This is a genomic window from Dyella amyloliquefaciens (assembly GCF_004296575.1).
Lineage (GTDB): Bacteria > Pseudomonadota > Gammaproteobacteria > Xanthomonadales > Rhodanobacteraceae > Dyella > Dyella amyloliquefaciens.
Genome location: NZ_SAYT01000008.1, coordinates 111237 through 126307 on the forward strand (window position 1 = coordinate 111237; position 15071 = coordinate 126307).

Genomic DNA, 15071 nt, shown 5'->3' on the forward strand with positions numbered 1-15071 from the left:
ATGCTGATCGTGGGCGACCCGTCTTCCGGGCAGGCACCTGCCATGATTCGCAAACAGGTCGTGCTCGCGGCGGATCTCGCCGGCACGGTGGTATTCGCCATCGAGGGTGCCAATGCGGCTATTCGCGCTGGCCTGGATCTGCTCGGCGTCCTGGTGCTGTCATTCATGGTGGCGCTGGGTGGTGGCGTGATCCGCGACCTTCTGATCGGGGCGACACCGCCGAGTGCGATGCGCGACTGGCGCTATCCGGCGCTCGCGTTTGCCGCGGGGCTGGTGACTTTCCTGCTGCATCTGCAGATGCAGGCGGTGCCCACGCTGCTGCTGACCACACTCGATGCCGCGGGCCTCGCGCTGTTCGCCGTGGCCGGTGCCGAGAAAGCACTCGACTTCGGCATCAACCCCTTCATCGCGATGCTGATGGGTGCGATGACAGGCTGCGGTGGTGGGGTCATGCGCGACATCCTGCTGGCACGCGTGCCCATGGTGCTGGTCGCCGACATCTACGCGAGCGCGGCCTTGCTCGGTGCATGCGTGGTGGTGGTCGGCCGCCGGCTTGGGTGTCCTCCGGCCGTCGCTGCCGTGCTTGGCTTCATCGTCTGCTTCGCGCTGCGCATGGCGGCAGTCCAATTCGGCTGGCAGCTGCCCAGGCTTGCCGGTTAGGCGGCAATTCGCCGATTCGCACCCGGAAGTTGGCGCTTCGGCATCCGCTCGCTACATGCTTATCGACAACAGCCAAAAGCGGCTTTTGATCGGACTCCGCGAACAACCTAAGTCACCTTCTCCGCACATAGCCGACGAATCGCAGCAATATCAGCGCGAACAAAAGCGGGATAAAAGCCGCATACGCGTACTGGCCCCTGGCCACGCCCGTTCCGTAGGGAAACCAGATGCCGGGGATGCCCAGCCCGTTGAGTTCCGTGGCAAACAGGCCAACGCCAACGAGGATGGCGCCGAGCGCCGCCAGATAGGCCGATGGCTTCGCCGACCGGATCACGCCCAGACCAATGATCCATAGATACAAACCGGCATAGGCCACGCGAACGAGCTCGACGGCGAAACCCGCAACGGTCTTGAGGCCATGGTTTGCGTCCGGCACAGGCCAGGGGCGACCGACAAGTGCGAAGACCATATAGATCACGGTCAACGCGACGATCCCGAGGCGAAGCCATGGATAGCGCTTCAGACGGAACCAGTCACGCCAGGCCAGCGTCCAAACCGCCAGATTGAGAGGCCGGAGTATCACGGTGGTCACGATGTCGTAGCAGCGCAGATCCAGAAGATGCGTCCAATAGAACAACACCTGGTTGATGCGCAGCAGTGCGAGCAGAAGCAGCGCCACCGCAAGCCAGCGATAGGAGTCGCCGGTGCGGCATGCGATCAATCCAACGACCATCAGGCCTAGCAGGACGAAGGCGAGCGGCTCGATCGTGTCGGCGACGTAACCCGTGAACGTTTTCAGCCACTGCACGCGGTACAGCTGGTCGATGCCATCCGCATCGCCGATCGTGGGGGACACGTGGATACCACCGTTGTCCTCACCCGCGTCGATGGGATCCATCCACACGCGAAAGGCGATGAGATAGGTTTGCGCGCCTTCCGGTGACGACGAAGGCAACGGAAATACGGTCGGCCGCACGCCGAATACCCGGGGCCTGGCGCTGGAAAAATCACCCGACCCGCCAAGCAGCGTGCCGTTGACGTAAAGCTGATAGGTCGAATCGACCAGGGTCGGTCCTGCCAACGCAAGCGGCACACCCGCACCGCTATCGACGGTGACTTTCATCCGATACCAGGCATACCCGGTATAGCGTGCATGGCCACGTCGACTCCATCCCGACACGTAGCCCGGCAATCCGACATCGCCATCATGCGAACCCGGCTCGGGAGTCAGGTCGACGGCTTCCCATGCACTGTCATCGAAGTCCGGTGAAGACCAGCGTGGGTCATCGCCGATATGGAACCGCCACGGTCCATTCAAGGCGACCGTCGAGTGACCCAGGGTGACGTGTGCAGTCGGTGCAGGCTCCGCCGATGCCAGGCGACTTCCGATCAGAAGCGCCACAAACATGCAAACGGAAATCAGCACTCCTGAACTTCGCATCACATCACTCCCTGATGGTTACCTGTCGGAGTCTAAGAGGGACTTCGGAAAAATGCATGGCGATCCGCGATACGGCGCTGCCGTGCCTGTGGCCGCATAAATAGATCGTGGCGGTGTGAACACGCGCCAGCCTCAGCGGGCCACGCAGCGCTTGCCTCTGCCTGAGCCTGCAAGGCAAGCTGCACCGACGGCTTTCGAATCGACACCCTATAGCCACGATGGCGCATCAACCCAGCGTCAGGAGGACGCCGCATGAAGCGAATGCAGTCCCGTTGTCTTCGAATGATATGGCCGGCAGCGGCGATGCTGTACCTGTTCACTGTTGCGGATGCCACGCGGGCTCTCGCGAATGCAGCGGACGAATCGCACTGGATGCTGTCTCTGGGCCAGACAGACTATGTGCTCGACTCCCACGGAAGCGTGCTCGATGGTGAAGGTGCGCATGTCGGACTCACGGCCTCCCCAGGTCGCACCGCACCGATGGGCAGTTCGATCGCGAGCGTGAGCGCCGCCGCCTATCGGGGACATAGCGTCAAACTCTCCGGCTTGATCAGCACGACCGACGCGCGCCACGGCGCCGGTCTGTGGCTCCGCGCCGATGGCCCCCAGGGCAGGCTGGCCTTTGCCAATTCACAGGCCTCCTTGGTCGTGGGCAATGCGTCTGCCCAGCAGCGGGAGGTCGAGATTCCCGTACCGCCATCCGCGACGACCCTGGTATTCGGCACGCTGTTGTTCGGCGATGGCCAGTCCTCGGTCGATCACCTGTCATTGCGCTCAGGCGATGCCATTTCCCTGACGGGGATCGTTCCCGCGGATAAGGAACTGGAAGCCGCCATCGAGATCGTGAAAGAGCATGCGCTGCGCTCGTCTTCGCTCGACTGGAACACGCTATTGCCAAAGCTGCGCGCACAGACGGACAAGAGCGGCTGGTCACTGGATGCCTACCCGCCGATTCGCGAGTTGCTCGGCGCCCTGCAGGACCATCACAGCCACCTGCTTGCCGCTGAGGAGGCAAGGGCAACGCGTTCACCGGAGACGACCGTCGTGTTGCCTGTCGTCGAACCGCAGCAGGGCGATTTCGGCTACATCGCCCTGCTCGGATTCAACAGCACGGAACCACACCACGTCGCGTCTTACGTGGAAGCCGCTTCGTCCGGTATGGCGCAGATCGCAGGCAGCGCGGCATCCGGATGGATCCTCGACCTGCGCAACGACGAAGGCGGCAACATGTGGCCCATGTTGGCCGCCCTCCGTCCCTTCCTCGGCGACGCACCGCTGGGCTACTTCAAGGGCCGCGATGGACTTTCCACATCATGGAAGGCTCAACTCGACCAGCTGCATCCGATGGCGAGCTCCGTCAACCTGAGCGCCGCTCCACTGGCCGTACTCACCGGCCCGCATACGGCCAGCGCGGGGGAAGCCGTGATCATCGCCCTCAAGGGCCGTCCTCATACACGCTTCTTTGGCTTGCCGACGGCTGGGGTCCCCACAGGCAACCGGGCATTCAAGTTGCCCGATGGCGCCGAGATCGCCTTGGCGACGACGGTTGAACTGGACCGCGCCCAGATGGAGTACGACGGCCCCATCGCACCCGACGTGGCAGTGGCGCCGGATGCGGCAATCCACGCGGATAGCGATGGCGCGCTGCTCGCTGCGAAGCTATGGCTGCACGAAGTTGCGTCGGCGGACTGCTGCATCCAGAACCCATGAGGACGCGCCCATGCCGCGCTGGTTGATCGCCTTGGTTGCCTTCGCAGTCGGCGGATGCGCCGGCTTTTTCGTAGGTGCCACGCCTCTGTATCTGTCGATCAACGGACACGGCGGCCCACTCAAGGGGCTTGTCGAGAATCTGGAACGACGAAGCCAGGAGCTGACCGTTCCAGCCACCTCAAAGGCACGTACACAGGAAGTAGTAGCGACGCGACAGATCTCCCTTGCGGCTTACGCAGAGATCGCCGCCGCTACAGGGTTCTGCGAAATGCCGGATGAGCTCAAGGCCCGGGTGGTGCTGGCGGCCGAACGTATCCGCTCCGCGGAACCAACCATGAGGTTCCACGAGAAGGACGCTGCCGCCGCGCAGGCCTATTTGACCCGCGTCAGCCCCGTCGGACCGTGCGTGCGATTCATCCCTCCGACGGCGATCATCGCGGCGAGCTGAGGTCACCCGCCGAGTTCGTCTCGGCGAGTATTCGTCATCACCTCAACCGCAGCTTCCGCAGCACCCGCCATCGGCGTGCTTGTTACGCGCCTTGGGCGAAGGATCGACCACGCTGATGTCGATAACGGTGAGGTCATGACCCGTTTGCCGGTATTCGATGGCGAGCTTGTCGCCAAATCGATCGCGCAACTGGGCAATCAGCGGAAGCGGATTGTGGTCGTTGAAGAAGCGCATGGTTTCGCCAGGGTGCAGTGCGTCCAGGGCGCCGAAAATGGCCGCGTGGCGAAAGCGGCGGGCAACGCCACGGGCGTCAAAGCTGTGGATGCTGGCTTCAAGAGAGGTGTCTACGGACATGGAGAGCGGCAAACCGGTCGATGCGGGGGAGCCAACGTAGGTCCCCGCCCGTTCGATGTCGCTGATTCAGGTCAGCGAAATCGTCCGATTATTTCGCTCACGCCAATGAGCCCCGTCCCGTCCATGAGCGCAGCATGGGCCGCACAGCCCAGTCGCCATCACAGCATGTTCGCTTCAAACCTCACGCTGGCGACCCTGCTGATTTGAATTTGTCGGACAATTGAACAACACTCGGTTGGCCGCCCAAACCGAGAGTCATCCCATGCCTCCACTGCCTTCGATGAGCCGCCGCTCGTTTCTGCAGGGCCTGGCCTTGGCGGGAGTAATGGGTGCGATGACCTTCCGCCCGCTACGCGCAGCCTCGACATCGGCGGCGGCGACGGAGGCCGGGCGTGCGCAGCAGGCGCCGCTCTTTCCCCAGGCACCCTTGATGCAACAGCCCTTTGCCTTGCTCCCGACCGGCTCGATCAAGGCCAGTGGCTGGCTGTTGCGGCAGCTGCAGATCCAGGCCGGTGGCCTGGGCGGACATCTCGACGAGTTCTGGCCGATCGTCGGGCCGGACAGCGGATGGTCGGGCGGCAATGGCGAGTCGTGGGAAGACGGTCCGTATTTTCTCGACGGCCTGGTTCCACTGGCATGGCAACTGGATTCGCCGACGCTCAAGGCGAAGGCGATGCGCTTCATCGACTGGACGCTGGACCATCCCTGGGAAAACGGCATGTTCGGCCCGCGCAGCAATGACGACTGGTGGCCGCGCATGGTCATGCTCAAGGTGCTGACGCAGTATCACGAGCTGACCGGCGATCCTCGCGTCATGCCGTTGATGACGAACTATTTTCATCATCAGCTGCAGGCCTTGCCTGCCCGGCCGCTACGCGACTGGGGACGCATGCGCTGGCAGGACGAACTTATTTCCGTCCAGTGGCTCTATCAGCGCACGCATGATGCGTCGTTGCTCGAACTGGTACATCTTCTCAAGCAGCAAGGTTACGACTGGCAGGGCATGTTTGCCCATTTCCCCTTCACGCAGAAGACCGATGCCGATGCACTGCGCAAACAGGCCGGCGGATCCGATGCGTTCATGCAGGATCTCGGCCTGCAGGTGCACGGCGTCAATGTGGCGCAGTCATTGAAGGCTTCGCCGGCGTGGTCCGTTACCTCCGGCAGCGCGTCAGATCGCGCAGCGCTGCAGCATCAACTGCAGATGCTCGACACGTATCACGGTTTGCCCAACGGCATGTTCTCCGCGGATGAACATCTTGCCGGCCGCAGCCCTTCGCAGGGGACCGAGCTGTGCACCGTGGTGGAAACCATGTTCTCGCTGGAAGTGGCGCTGGCCATCACCGGCGATGCTGCGCTGGGGGATCGGCTGGAGCGCGTGGCATTCAATGCACTGCCTGCCGCGCTGACCGATGACATGTGGGCGCATCAGTACAACCAGCAACCCAACCAGGTCGAATGCAGCCTGCACCGCGAACCCTGGACCACGGACGGTCCGGAATCGAATCTGTTCGGACTCGAACCCAATTTCCGCTGCTGCACCGCGAATTTCCACCAAGGCTGGCCCAAGTTCGCCAACAGCCTGTGGATGGCGACTGCCGAACAGGGTCTGGCCGCAATGAGCTACGCGCCATGCACGGTGACGACCGTAGTGCGCTCGGTGCCGGTGATCGTCGAGCAGGTCAGCGACTACCCGTTCCGACAGATAGCCCGCATCACCGTGCGCCCGCAACGTGCTATCGCATTTCCCCTGCGGTTGCGTGTGCCCGCATGGTCGGCGGGCACGCGCATTGCGGTGAACGGCAAGCCCGTCGAAACGACATCCGGCTTCACGACCATCGATCGCACCTGGGCACCGGGCGACACGATCGAAGTGCAATTCGACGCCGAGGTGAAGGTCGAGCGCGGCTACAACGGCGCATTGAGTTTCAGCCGCGGTGCGTTGGTCTACGCATTGCCCATCCAGGAGAACTGGGTCATCTGGCGCAAGCGTGGTCCTACCAACGATTGGCAGGTGTACCCCGGCTCGCGCTGGAATGTCGGCTTCAAACCCGATGCGCCGATCACGGTGAGTGAGCATCCGATCGGCGAACGGCCGTTCGCCGGCGCCTCGGCGGCTGTGCAACTCTCCGTGCAAGGACGTCATGTGCCGGCATGGAAAGCATCGGAGGGCAATGCCGAACCGGTGCCGGCCAACGCCGAGCCATCCTCGGACGAGGGCATGCAAGCCGTCACCCTGGTGCCTTATGCCGGAGCCAAGTTGCGTATCACGGCTTTTCCCGCACTTGGTTGATCACCGAGATACCCAGGCATTGCCTGCTCGTTGCGCCGGTTCGATCCAGGCTCCAGCGTGACCATCAATGCACGCGATGACGCGGGTATCGCCTGGCGGGTGATGCGCTAAAGTCAGGGCGGGGCATTTCAGGCCTCGTGGTTCTGCCTATTGTCGGGGCCAGACCGATGGAACCTATAGGGAGATGGGAGAAGTCGATGCCGGATACCACCATGAACTCACCGCTTGCGCGGGCCGATGGCGACGCAGGCGACCGGGACGACACGGGAAACGCTTCAAACAAACCTGCGAGCGGACGTGCACCGATCGAAGGTAAGGGCGCCATGCAGCTCGCCGCCGTCATCTGGTGGACGGTCGCCTGTGTGGGCCACTTCATTTTCGGGATCTACATTGTCGGCAGTTACGGTGTAGCAACGCTGCATGGCGACACCGCTGCCTGGAACCGCGTGTGGCCCACTGGCTATATCCCGGCCCAACCACTGGGCAATTTGATCGTGGCGATTCACGTGCTGCTGGCTGCCATGGTTGCGGTCTTCGGACCGCTGCAACTGGTGCCCGCGTTGCGCCGCCGCGCACCCTGGCTCCATCGGTGGAACGGCCGCATCTATGCAACGGTCGCGATCATCGTCGGCTTGGGAGGACTTGCGGTGCTGGCCGATGACCGTGGTTTCGTGGGCGCCTCCCAGAACGGCAGCGTGGCGATCAATGGCGTGCTCCTGGTCGCGTGCGCAATGCTAGCGTGGCTTTACGCTCGCGCTCGCAACTTTGCCGCGCATCGACGCTGGGCGTTGCGGCTGTTTGTACTTGCGGCGGGCGTATGGTTTTTCCGCATCGGTCTCGCGGCCTGGATTGCCATCCATCACGGGATCGCAGGCTTTGACCCGGGGACGATGCGAGGCCCCGCCCTGTCAGCCTTGGCACTGGGGCAGTGGATCGTGCCACTGGCCATCCTCGAGCTCTATTTACGGGCGGAAAGGGCACGTGGCGCCATGGCTCGTTATGCCGTCGCCACGCTGCTCGTAACGTCGGCAATGGCCATGGGATACGGTGTCTACCGGGCAGCCATCGGCATGTGGCTGCCGGCAATCCATTGGCAGTAGATGCGCGCGCCCGCCTCTCGCGGCAGGCGCCATCGTTCTAGCCTGTCAGCTCCGCCAGCTGGCGACGCAAAGCTTCGTTCTCGGCGGTCAGCTCAATCACGCGTTGGCGGAGTTGCTCGAGCTCATTGTCCGCAGTCGGGGCGGGCGCGGTTGCGGCTTCATCGCGTGGCTTGCGCCGCGCTTCGCGAACGCGCTTGGCGGCCTGCTTGAGTTCGTCTCCACCCGCGACGGCGGCGGCCCGCTGTTCCTCGGCCGGCAAGCTCGCGACAGCGGCCGCGGCGTTGATCGAGAGTGTGCCGGACTTTACTGCGGCCACCACTTCCTCGGTCGCCTGCTTCTGGATCTTCTCGATCAATCCGATCTGGCTGTTGCTCAGGCGAGCTTCGCGAGCCAACGACTCCCGGCTGTTCGCCGGCTCGTTCGATGGCGTGTCAACGACTGCCTGGCCGTCTGGCGCGCTGTCGTTGTGCGTGGACTCTTCTTCGGATGAGGCTTGCGCCGGCACCGGGTCATCAACTTTCCGCGACCGCGTACGTCGCTCGGCCAGGATCTCGCGCTTGCGCAAGGCCAGCACGCCGCGCTGGAAGGCCGAAACGCTACGACGGCCCAGGTGCTGGTCGATCATCCACAGATGGACATCGTCCATGCTGCGGAACTGCGCATGCTGCATGGTCTGGAAGGGCAGATCATGCTTGCGGCAGACGCTGTAACGGTGATGACCATCGACAAGGATGTTGCCCCACAACACGAGCGCGTCACGACAACCTTCGGCCAGAATGCTTCGCTCCAGCGCCTCGTACTCTTCAGGCGTCATGGGGTCGATATAGGCTTTCAGTTCTTCATTGACGACGATGTCCATGAACACCAGATCCGGGGAGTGACGAAAGGCGGCGCATTGTAGAGACAGCGGAGCGCTTTGCCGACTAAATATTTGGCCGGATGCGCCACGTCTCGACCGGATGATGAGTTTGCGGCGACCGCTTATCACCCCGTGAGACAGCGCTGCCTGATGGACAAGGAAAGCACGGTCGGCGCGCGGCCAGGGGCGCGCCTTTCAGGACATCAGAAGCGATCGGAGCTGGCCAGATAACGCCATTGGCCCGGCTGCAGCTTGGACATGGGGACACGTCCGATGCGGATGCGCTTGATGGCGAGGGTCTTCAAGCCGACCGCGTCGCACATGCGCTCGATCTTGTCGGGCCCGATGCGCTTCAGGGCGAAGCGCAGGTGGGTTTCGTTCTGCCAGCTCACCTTGATCGGCGGCAGCGCATAGTTGTTGAAGCTGAGTCCATGGTTGAGCAGGGCCAGGCCATTGGGCGCCAACTTGCCCGCCACTTCGACCACGACTTCCTGCTCGATGCGATCGAAGTCCTCTTCCAGGCGGCGCTTCACCCGCCAGTCCTGGGTGAGCACGACCAGGCCACTGGCCTTGTCGGGCAGCGGCAGCAGCAGGTCGAGGCGGGAAAAGTGCCGTTTCAGGGGGCGCACACCAGAGGCGTCGTCCTCGGCGTGGCTTTCCGCGCTGATCAAGGCGCGAGCCTCTTCCACCGAGACGCCGGCGGGCTTGTGCAGCAACAAGGTAGCGGGTTCGGTCTGCTCGAGGCGGGCATCCGGATCGATCTCGACCTGCTGCTCCAGCACCTTGAACTGCGGCTCTTCCACGGTCACGCCGTCCACGCGCACCCAACCACCCTCGATATACATTTCCGCGTCGCGCCGCGAGCATTGAGCCAGGGCGGCGACACGTTTGGCGAGGCGTACGGGCTCTGTCATGGGCGTTTCGGAGGTTGGACGAGCGCCATTATAGGCGCCGTGTTCCCGGCAATAACACGCCGCAAACGGGGAAGGCCGGACGGTCCGGCAGGACCTTCGACTTTCCGATGCCCGCCCCCATCACGGACACCAACGCCTGGCGGGCCCCTGGCACCAGACGGATCATGCGCAGCTGTTGCCGCCGGAGCGCAGAATAGGCGCCGCGAGCGACGAGGGGACAGGATATTCGAGCCACGACATGAGGGCGGCAGCATGACCCGCGCTGATTCCCGCGTAACGATCCACATGGCGGCGAGCCTCGACGGCTACATCGCTCGGAAGGACGGCAGCGTCGACTGGCTTGAAACGTCCGATGAGTTCCCTGGCGGTGAAGTCCTGGATCCCGCTTTCGTCGAAGCCTTCCTCAAGACCATCGACTGCTACGTGATGGGTTCACGAACCTATGAGACCGCACGGGGTTTCGAAACCAAGGGTTTTGGCTGGTCATACGGCGACAAGCCCGTCTTTGTACTTACCACGCGCGCGCTGCCTCGCACGCGGGAGTCGGTCGAGTTCTGCTCGGGCGATCTTGCGCGACTGGTCAACGAACGCCTGCGGACGGCTTTCCGTGGCATCTGGTTTGTGGGCGGTGGCTCGGTGGCCGGCGAATGCCTGCGTCTCGGCTTGGCCGATGAGGTCCGTTATTCGATCCTGCCCATCGTGATCGGCGAAGGCATTTCCTTCTTCGGGAGCCTGGGGCGGGATATCCCGCTCCATCTTGCGGAGGTCAAAGCCTTCAAGAGCGGCATCGTGGAGCTTTGTTATGAAGTGCGTGGAAAGCCCGGCGATTCCTGAACTGGCGAACGGAGGCACCCGGCCAGTCGGTGAATAGCCGCCCAAACGAAGCGTATGGCCAGGGCCGCGGTTGGCGGGGAAGCCCCGGTCTGGCGCTTTGTGTCATGATTCCTGGCGTGGCATGAGTGGTGCGCCGGAGGCGCGCTGCGGGAGTTCCAACCGCCGAGAATATCGCGGGGACCGGGTAGGTGAACCTGGCCTCCGGCAAGGGGGTAGAGCGTGCTGCTGCGGATCAACCTGATACTGCTTGTCGCGTTCGCGCTCGGCATGATCGCGATCTCCCTCGTCGTGACATCGACACTGCAGGACAACGCGGCGCGCGAGGTACTCGCCCAGGCCGGCCTGATGATCGACAGCGCCGCAGCGATCCGCTCCTATACGGAAACCGAGATCGGGCCATTGCTCGACGAAAAGATGGTCAGCGCGTTCCGTCCGCAGAGCGTGCCGTTCTATGCGGCTACGCAGAACTTCCTCACGCTGCACAAGACGCATCCCGACTATTCGTACAAGGAAGCCACGCTCAACCCCACCAATCCGCGCGATCGCGCGACGGATTGGGAGGCGGACATCGTGCAGCGATTCCGCAACGACAGTAACGCCAGGGAAATGAGCGGTACCCGGGACACGCCGATGGGCAAGGTGCTTTATCTGGCACGCCCGATCCGCGTCGATGCGGGTTGCCTGGGTTGCCACAGCCTGCCTTCGGCGGCACCCGCCACGATGCTTGCGCGTTATGGCAGCGACAACGGGTTTGGCTGGCAGCCCAACGAGATCGTCGGCGCGCAGATCGTTTCCGTGCCGTTCGCCAGTGCAGAATCGAGTGCGGCACGTGTCCGGCGCGACGTGCTGACCGCCATCGCCGCAATGCTCATCGGCATACTGCTGGTCGTCAACGTATCACTCTATGTGCTGGTCATCCGACCGGTGCGCCAGATCGCGCGCATTGCCGACCAGGTAAGCCTTGGCGACACCGCCGCCCCGGAATTTCCGCGTGGCGGAGGACCCGAGGTGTCGGCGCTGTCGGCCGCCTTCAACCGCATGCGCAAGAGCCTGGACAAGGCGCTGCGGATGCTGGGCGACTGAGCCATGGCACACGATCTTTTCGTCAGCTATTCGCAGCCGGATCGTGAAGCGGCCTTCTCGCTCGTGCAACGCATCGAGACGCGTGGCCTCAGCGTGTGGATCGCGCCGCGCGACGTGTCGCCAGCCGCCGACTGGGCTGCCGAGATCATCGATGCGATCTCCAGTGCGCGACTCATGGTCCTGGTGTTTTCCCGCAGCAGCAACGACTCGGGGCAGGTGCGGCGCGAGGTCGAGCGGGCCGTGCACAAGCAGCTGCCGATCCTGCCGTTTCGTATCGAGGACGTGCTGCCATCGCGGAGCCTGGAGTACTTCCTCAGCACACAGCACTGGATGGATGCCTTTCCGCCACCGCTCGAAACGCATGTGGATCGCCTGTGCGATTACCTCCACACGGCCCTCGGCAGCCATGCCACCCACAACGCTTCCAGCGCACCTGGACCGGCACAAGGCACCGGGCCGATCCACGCCAGCCCGTCGGCTGGCGGCGTCGATGCGGCACAGCTGCGCCTGCTGGAAACCGAACTGGCCAAACGCATAGGGCCCGTGGCCGGGCATCTGGTACGTCGCGCGACGCAAGGTGGAGGCGACCTGGATGCGCTCGCACGACGCCTGGCGCCCGAGATCGACGGCGAGCAGGAGCGGCGCATCTTCCTTGAAGCCTGCTGGCGTATCGGCAAAGGCAAGTAGCGGGCAAGTCTGGCGTGGCTGGCCTTCCCGACCAGATGCCGTCACGTGCAACAACGGTCTTCGGCGGGTGAACATCGCTCATGCCTGCCGCCATCAGCGATGCAAATGATTAGCCGGCCGGCGTCTCGAGGCTGTGTTCCGTAGGCTGGGGCGTAATGGTCATCACCTTGAGCTGGTCCGAATCCTCAAAGCGATGCCACACACCCACCGGGATCACGACGAGTTCGTTTTCAGCTAGCGCGATGCGTTCTTCCATCGCGTCCAATAGCAGGATGACGGTCGTCCTTCCTGCCAGCACCATGACGACTTCATCGCCATTGGGATGACGCTCCCACTCGCTGGAGCCGGAGTAGTAGCTCACATAGACGGCACCGTCGCGATAGGGAGCGACCTCGGCAAAGGCTACGCTGGCGTCGGAATCGAACGCCATCGCTGGCGTTCGATGCGGCAAGTGCTTCAACCCCGACAAGGCTTGCGTGAGCGATTTTTTCATGGGCAACCCGCCGTCCTTTCCCTTGATCGAAGTGCCTTCGAAGCAAGCGTCGCCATCAACCCCATCACCGCTCAGTGCACGCCCTGCATCAGTCCTGGTGGTGCGCGAGTGCGTAATCGATGGCAGCACGGATCGCCGCCACTTGCGCATCGTTGCACTGTTGCGGCGTGGCACGCGGGCTGTCCGGATAGACCTCGGTGGTGGTCGCGTAACGTGCGTTGGTGATGCCCGCGCACAGGTTCCACTGCTTCACCGGGAACTTGATGACACCTGGCAACAGCAGCGGTGAGCCGATGATCTCGCCGCGCGCGTCCGCATCCGCGATGTGCGTCACCTTGGCCACGGCTTCGATCACGGTCTGCTGGAACGCGGGCTGCGGCTGGTCGGCATCATCGACCAGGTAGAAGCCGTCGGGAATCTCGCCCGGCTCGAAGTCCTTGCCGTCGCGGGCGGCAAGCGCGGGACGGAATTCCGACTCATCCGAATCGGTGGTCTCGTGCAGATCGATATGCATCAGCGCGACATCGCGCAATGGCTCCAGCAGATCGACCAGCGCCGCGGATTCACCCGCCGGGCTGCCCTTGCGGAAATTGCGGTTGGGATCGAGTGCATGCGGATTCCACCGGTGGATCCGCTCATACGCCCACGGGCTCACGCACGGCACCACCAGAAGGTTGGCGCGACCGGCATAGTCGCGACCATGCTGCTGCAGGAACTGCAGCGCGCCATGCACGCCACTGGTCTCATAGCCGTGCACGCCACCCGTCACCAGCATGACCGGCAGGTCGTCGCGCCAGTCACGGCTGCGTACGACCATCAGCGGGTAATGCTCGACGCCGTAATCCAGCGTGCCGTACTGGGCGACGTCGTGCGATTCGCGCAGCTTCTCAATGACGCTCAGGACATCATCGGCGTAGCTGCGATGCTTGACCTGTCTGGCAAGCCAGCTGGCTCGCTCTGCCTCGCCCCAGGGCTGTCCGGGTGTGCCAATGCAATAGAAAGCCTGCGTGCTCATGGGCGAAACCATCGTGTCGAGAAAGACCTACTCTACCATTCGGGCCTGAAGCCTTCTTCGCCGAACAACGCGGCCATGTCGCTGCCTGCGGCAGGCTTCGCCCGATGCAGGGCGAGTACAAGCACGGGCCGTATCATCCGCGCGAACCTCTCTCACCGGCCCGCTCGACTCACTTGTCGAACCAGCGGTACTGCACGGCCACCGAGATGCTCTTGTAGTCGCCGCCGATGCGCGTCACCAAGCCGTTCGAAATGGCCACCTTGGTAGACCAGCCGCGCGCAAACGGCGCGGAAAAGGTGAGGCCGTAGCGTGCATTCGATTGCCGGTTGCGGTCGGTGACACCGTTCACCGTGGTCTGGCCACCTTCAGCGTAGCCGACGGCGCCGGCGAGCCACATGCCCGGGCGGAACGTGTAGCCGCCATACAACTGGGCCGTGAAGATGGGATCCTGGCTGCGGTCCTTGCCGCCATAGAAGTCATGGTTGTCGGTGAAGAACCACGCACCCGCCGACGCCTCGAGGAACCAGCGGCCCCAGGGGTGCGAAAGTCCGATCTCCGGTTTGAACGACCACCGGTTGGTACCGACGTTGACCAGCCGCGACGCGTCGTACACGCCGGTCGGCGCGGACACCGTCAGGCTCACGCCCAGCGACGTGCTGGGTGGCGTATGCGCGAATTCTCCCGGAGTCAGCGCCGGATTGCCGAACACGCTGTACGCAAAGCGAAAGCGCGCATCGCCCATGCCACCGCGATGGATCTCGGTGGGAGCATCGATCACGGTGCCCGTGAGGTCACCGCTGACGACCGGAAGCACGATGCCGATGGACGCACCGTGACCTGCCAGGCCGAACGTATGCACATAGGCGAGTGCCGTGGTACCAATGTGCGCTTCGACGTTGGTGACCGGCAACGACGGATCCGTGAGCACATCACCCGTGAGATAGGTGTAGCTGGCACCGATGAAGTTCGTGCCCACGGGTGACGAGGAATACGCGCGCGGCTCCAGCTCCTGCGCAGGCGCCATCGCGGCATGAAGCATGAGCCCCACGAAGGCCGCGACCAGAAATGCCCGAACCGCCCACTCGCGCATTGCCACCCATCCTGTCAGACCTCATGCGCCGTCATGAGCATCGCGTCGATTCGGCTCGATCATGCATCCACGGAAAGCGCGCTCGCGGCC

Annotated in this window: 15 protein-coding genes; 8 read left to right on the top strand and 7 right to left on the bottom strand. The window is 63.5% G+C overall.

What is annotated here, in order from left to right; all coding sequences use genetic code 11:
- The first annotated feature begins 42 nt into the window (after nucleotides 1–42).
- Complete coding sequence (locus EPB08_RS19165; RefSeq protein WP_130620726.1) at nucleotides 43–660, top strand: trimeric intracellular cation channel family protein; 618 nt, start codon at nucleotides 43–45, stop codon at nucleotides 658–660.
- A 112-nt stretch (nucleotides 661–772) separates the two neighbouring features.
- Here EPB08_RS19165 and EPB08_RS19170 read toward each other — a convergent pair whose 3' ends face one another.
- Nucleotides 773–2101 (bottom strand): glycoside hydrolase, encoded by a 1329-nt coding sequence (locus EPB08_RS19170; protein WP_130620727.1) that lies wholly within the window; start codon nucleotides 2099–2101, stop codon nucleotides 773–775.
- A 252-nt stretch (nucleotides 2102–2353) separates the two neighbouring features.
- Here EPB08_RS19170 and EPB08_RS19175 point away from each other — a divergent pair, with 252 nt between their 5' ends.
- A complete protein-coding gene (locus tag EPB08_RS19175) occupies nucleotides 2354–3811 on the top strand; it encodes a S41 family peptidase (RefSeq protein ID WP_130620728.1) in 1458 nt (485 codons plus the stop codon).
- 10 nt (nucleotides 3812–3821) lie between these two features.
- Complete coding sequence (locus EPB08_RS19180; RefSeq protein ID WP_130620729.1) at nucleotides 3822–4259, top strand: hypothetical protein; 438 nt, start codon at nucleotides 3822–3824, stop codon at nucleotides 4257–4259.
- A 42-nt stretch (nucleotides 4260–4301) separates the two neighbouring features.
- Here EPB08_RS19180 and EPB08_RS19185 read toward each other — a convergent pair whose 3' ends face one another.
- On the bottom strand, nucleotides 4302–4613 hold the full coding sequence (locus tag EPB08_RS19185; RefSeq protein ID WP_130620730.1) for a DUF2249 domain-containing protein: 312 nt from the start codon (nucleotides 4611–4613) through the stop codon (nucleotides 4302–4304).
- Nucleotides 4614–4875: 262 nt separating this feature from the next.
- Here EPB08_RS19185 and EPB08_RS19190 point away from each other — a divergent pair, with 262 nt between their 5' ends.
- Nucleotides 4876–6906, top strand: a complete 2031-nt coding sequence (locus EPB08_RS19190) for a beta-L-arabinofuranosidase domain-containing protein (RefSeq protein ID WP_130620731.1) — start codon at nucleotides 4876–4878, stop codon at nucleotides 6904–6906.
- Between the two features lie 212 nt (nucleotides 6907–7118).
- Nucleotides 7119–8006 (top strand): DUF2306 domain-containing protein, encoded by an 888-nt coding sequence (locus EPB08_RS19195; RefSeq protein WP_205746407.1) that lies wholly within the window; start codon nucleotides 7119–7121, stop codon nucleotides 8004–8006.
- 37 nt (nucleotides 8007–8043) lie between these two features.
- Here EPB08_RS19195 and EPB08_RS19200 read toward each other — a convergent pair whose 3' ends face one another.
- Together EPB08_RS19200 and EPB08_RS19205 are read right to left on the bottom strand one after the other, a co-directional pair.
- Nucleotides 8044–8865 (bottom strand): ParB N-terminal domain-containing protein, encoded by an 822-nt coding sequence (locus tag EPB08_RS19200; RefSeq protein WP_130620733.1) that lies wholly within the window; start codon nucleotides 8863–8865, stop codon nucleotides 8044–8046.
- Between the two features lie 203 nt (nucleotides 8866–9068).
- Nucleotides 9069–9779: an rRNA pseudouridine synthase gene (locus EPB08_RS19205; RefSeq protein ID WP_130620734.1), complete on the bottom strand. Its 711-nt coding sequence runs from the start codon at nucleotides 9777–9779 to the stop codon at nucleotides 9069–9071.
- A gap of 252 nt (nucleotides 9780–10031) precedes the next feature.
- On the opposite strand from EPB08_RS19205, the gene EPB08_RS19210 reads away from it, so the two are divergent.
- The 3 genes from EPB08_RS19210 (at nucleotide 10032) to EPB08_RS19220 (ending at nucleotide 12383) form a co-directional block, all read left to right on the top strand.
- Complete coding sequence (locus EPB08_RS19210) at nucleotides 10032–10613, top strand: dihydrofolate reductase family protein (RefSeq protein ID WP_130620735.1); 582 nt, start codon at nucleotides 10032–10034, stop codon at nucleotides 10611–10613.
- 219 nt (nucleotides 10614–10832) lie between these two features.
- Nucleotides 10833–11696, top strand: coding sequence for a Tll0287-like domain-containing protein (locus EPB08_RS19215; RefSeq protein WP_205746408.1), 864 nt, complete (start codon nucleotides 10833–10835; stop codon nucleotides 11694–11696).
- Between the two features lie 3 nt (nucleotides 11697–11699).
- Nucleotides 11700–12383, top strand: a complete 684-nt coding sequence (locus tag EPB08_RS19220) for a toll/interleukin-1 receptor domain-containing protein (protein WP_130620736.1) — start codon at nucleotides 11700–11702, stop codon at nucleotides 12381–12383.
- Between the two features lie 109 nt (nucleotides 12384–12492).
- On the opposite strand, the gene EPB08_RS19225 is transcribed toward EPB08_RS19220, so the two are convergent.
- The 3 genes from EPB08_RS19225 to EPB08_RS19235 all read right to left on the bottom strand — a co-directional run bounded on the left by EPB08_RS19225 (nucleotide 12493) and on the right by EPB08_RS19235 (nucleotide 14981).
- A complete protein-coding gene (locus EPB08_RS19225) occupies nucleotides 12493–12876 on the bottom strand; it encodes a cupin domain-containing protein (protein WP_229238417.1) in 384 nt (127 codons plus the stop codon).
- 88 nt (nucleotides 12877–12964) lie between these two features.
- Nucleotides 12965–13891: a M14 family metallopeptidase gene (locus EPB08_RS19230; RefSeq protein ID WP_130620737.1), complete on the bottom strand. Its 927-nt coding sequence runs from the start codon at nucleotides 13889–13891 to the stop codon at nucleotides 12965–12967.
- A 169-nt stretch (nucleotides 13892–14060) separates the two neighbouring features.
- Nucleotides 14061–14981: a transporter gene (locus EPB08_RS19235; protein WP_205746409.1), complete on the bottom strand. Its 921-nt coding sequence runs from the start codon at nucleotides 14979–14981 to the stop codon at nucleotides 14061–14063.
- Nucleotides 14982–15071: the final 90 nt, after the last annotated feature.

Coding starts and splice junctions, on each gene's coding strand:
- EPB08_RS19175 (WP_130620728.1), top strand. CDS start 2,354: ATGAAGCGAATGCAGTCCCGTTGTCTTCGAATGATATGGCCGGCAGCG.
- EPB08_RS19190 (WP_130620731.1), top strand. CDS start 4,876: ATGCCTCCACTGCCTTCGATGAGCCGCCGCTCGTTTCTGCAGGGCCTG.
- EPB08_RS19230 (WP_130620737.1), bottom strand. CDS start 13,891: ATGAGCACGCAGGCTTTCTATTGCATTGGCACACCCGGACAGCCCTGG.
- EPB08_RS19165 (WP_130620726.1), top strand. CDS start 43: ATGATTCGCAAACAGGTCGTGCTCGCGGCGGATCTCGCCGGCACGGTG.
- EPB08_RS19195 (WP_205746407.1), top strand. CDS start 7,119: ATGAACTCACCGCTTGCGCGGGCCGATGGCGACGCAGGCGACCGGGAC.
- EPB08_RS19220 (WP_130620736.1), top strand. CDS start 11,700: ATGGCACACGATCTTTTCGTCAGCTATTCGCAGCCGGATCGTGAAGCG.
- EPB08_RS19205 (WP_130620734.1), bottom strand. CDS start 9,779: ATGACAGAGCCCGTACGCCTCGCCAAACGTGTCGCCGCCCTGGCTCAA.
- EPB08_RS19200 (WP_130620733.1), bottom strand. CDS start 8,865: ATGGACATCGTCGTCAATGAAGAACTGAAAGCCTATATCGACCCCATG.
- EPB08_RS19210 (WP_130620735.1), top strand. CDS start 10,032: ATGACCCGCGCTGATTCCCGCGTAACGATCCACATGGCGGCGAGCCTC.
- EPB08_RS19170 (WP_130620727.1), bottom strand. CDS start 2,101: ATGCGAAGTTCAGGAGTGCTGATTTCCGTTTGCATGTTTGTGGCGCTT.
- EPB08_RS19180 (WP_130620729.1), top strand. CDS start 3,822: ATGCCGCGCTGGTTGATCGCCTTGGTTGCCTTCGCAGTCGGCGGATGC.
- EPB08_RS19225 (WP_229238417.1), bottom strand. CDS start 12,876: ATGAAAAAATCGCTCACGCAAGCCTTGTCGGGGTTGAAGCACTTGCCG.
- EPB08_RS19185 (WP_130620730.1), bottom strand. CDS start 4,613: ATGTCCGTAGACACCTCTCTTGAAGCCAGCATCCACAGCTTTGACGCC.
- EPB08_RS19235 (WP_205746409.1), bottom strand. CDS start 14,981: ATGCGCGAGTGGGCGGTTCGGGCATTTCTGGTCGCGGCCTTCGTGGGG.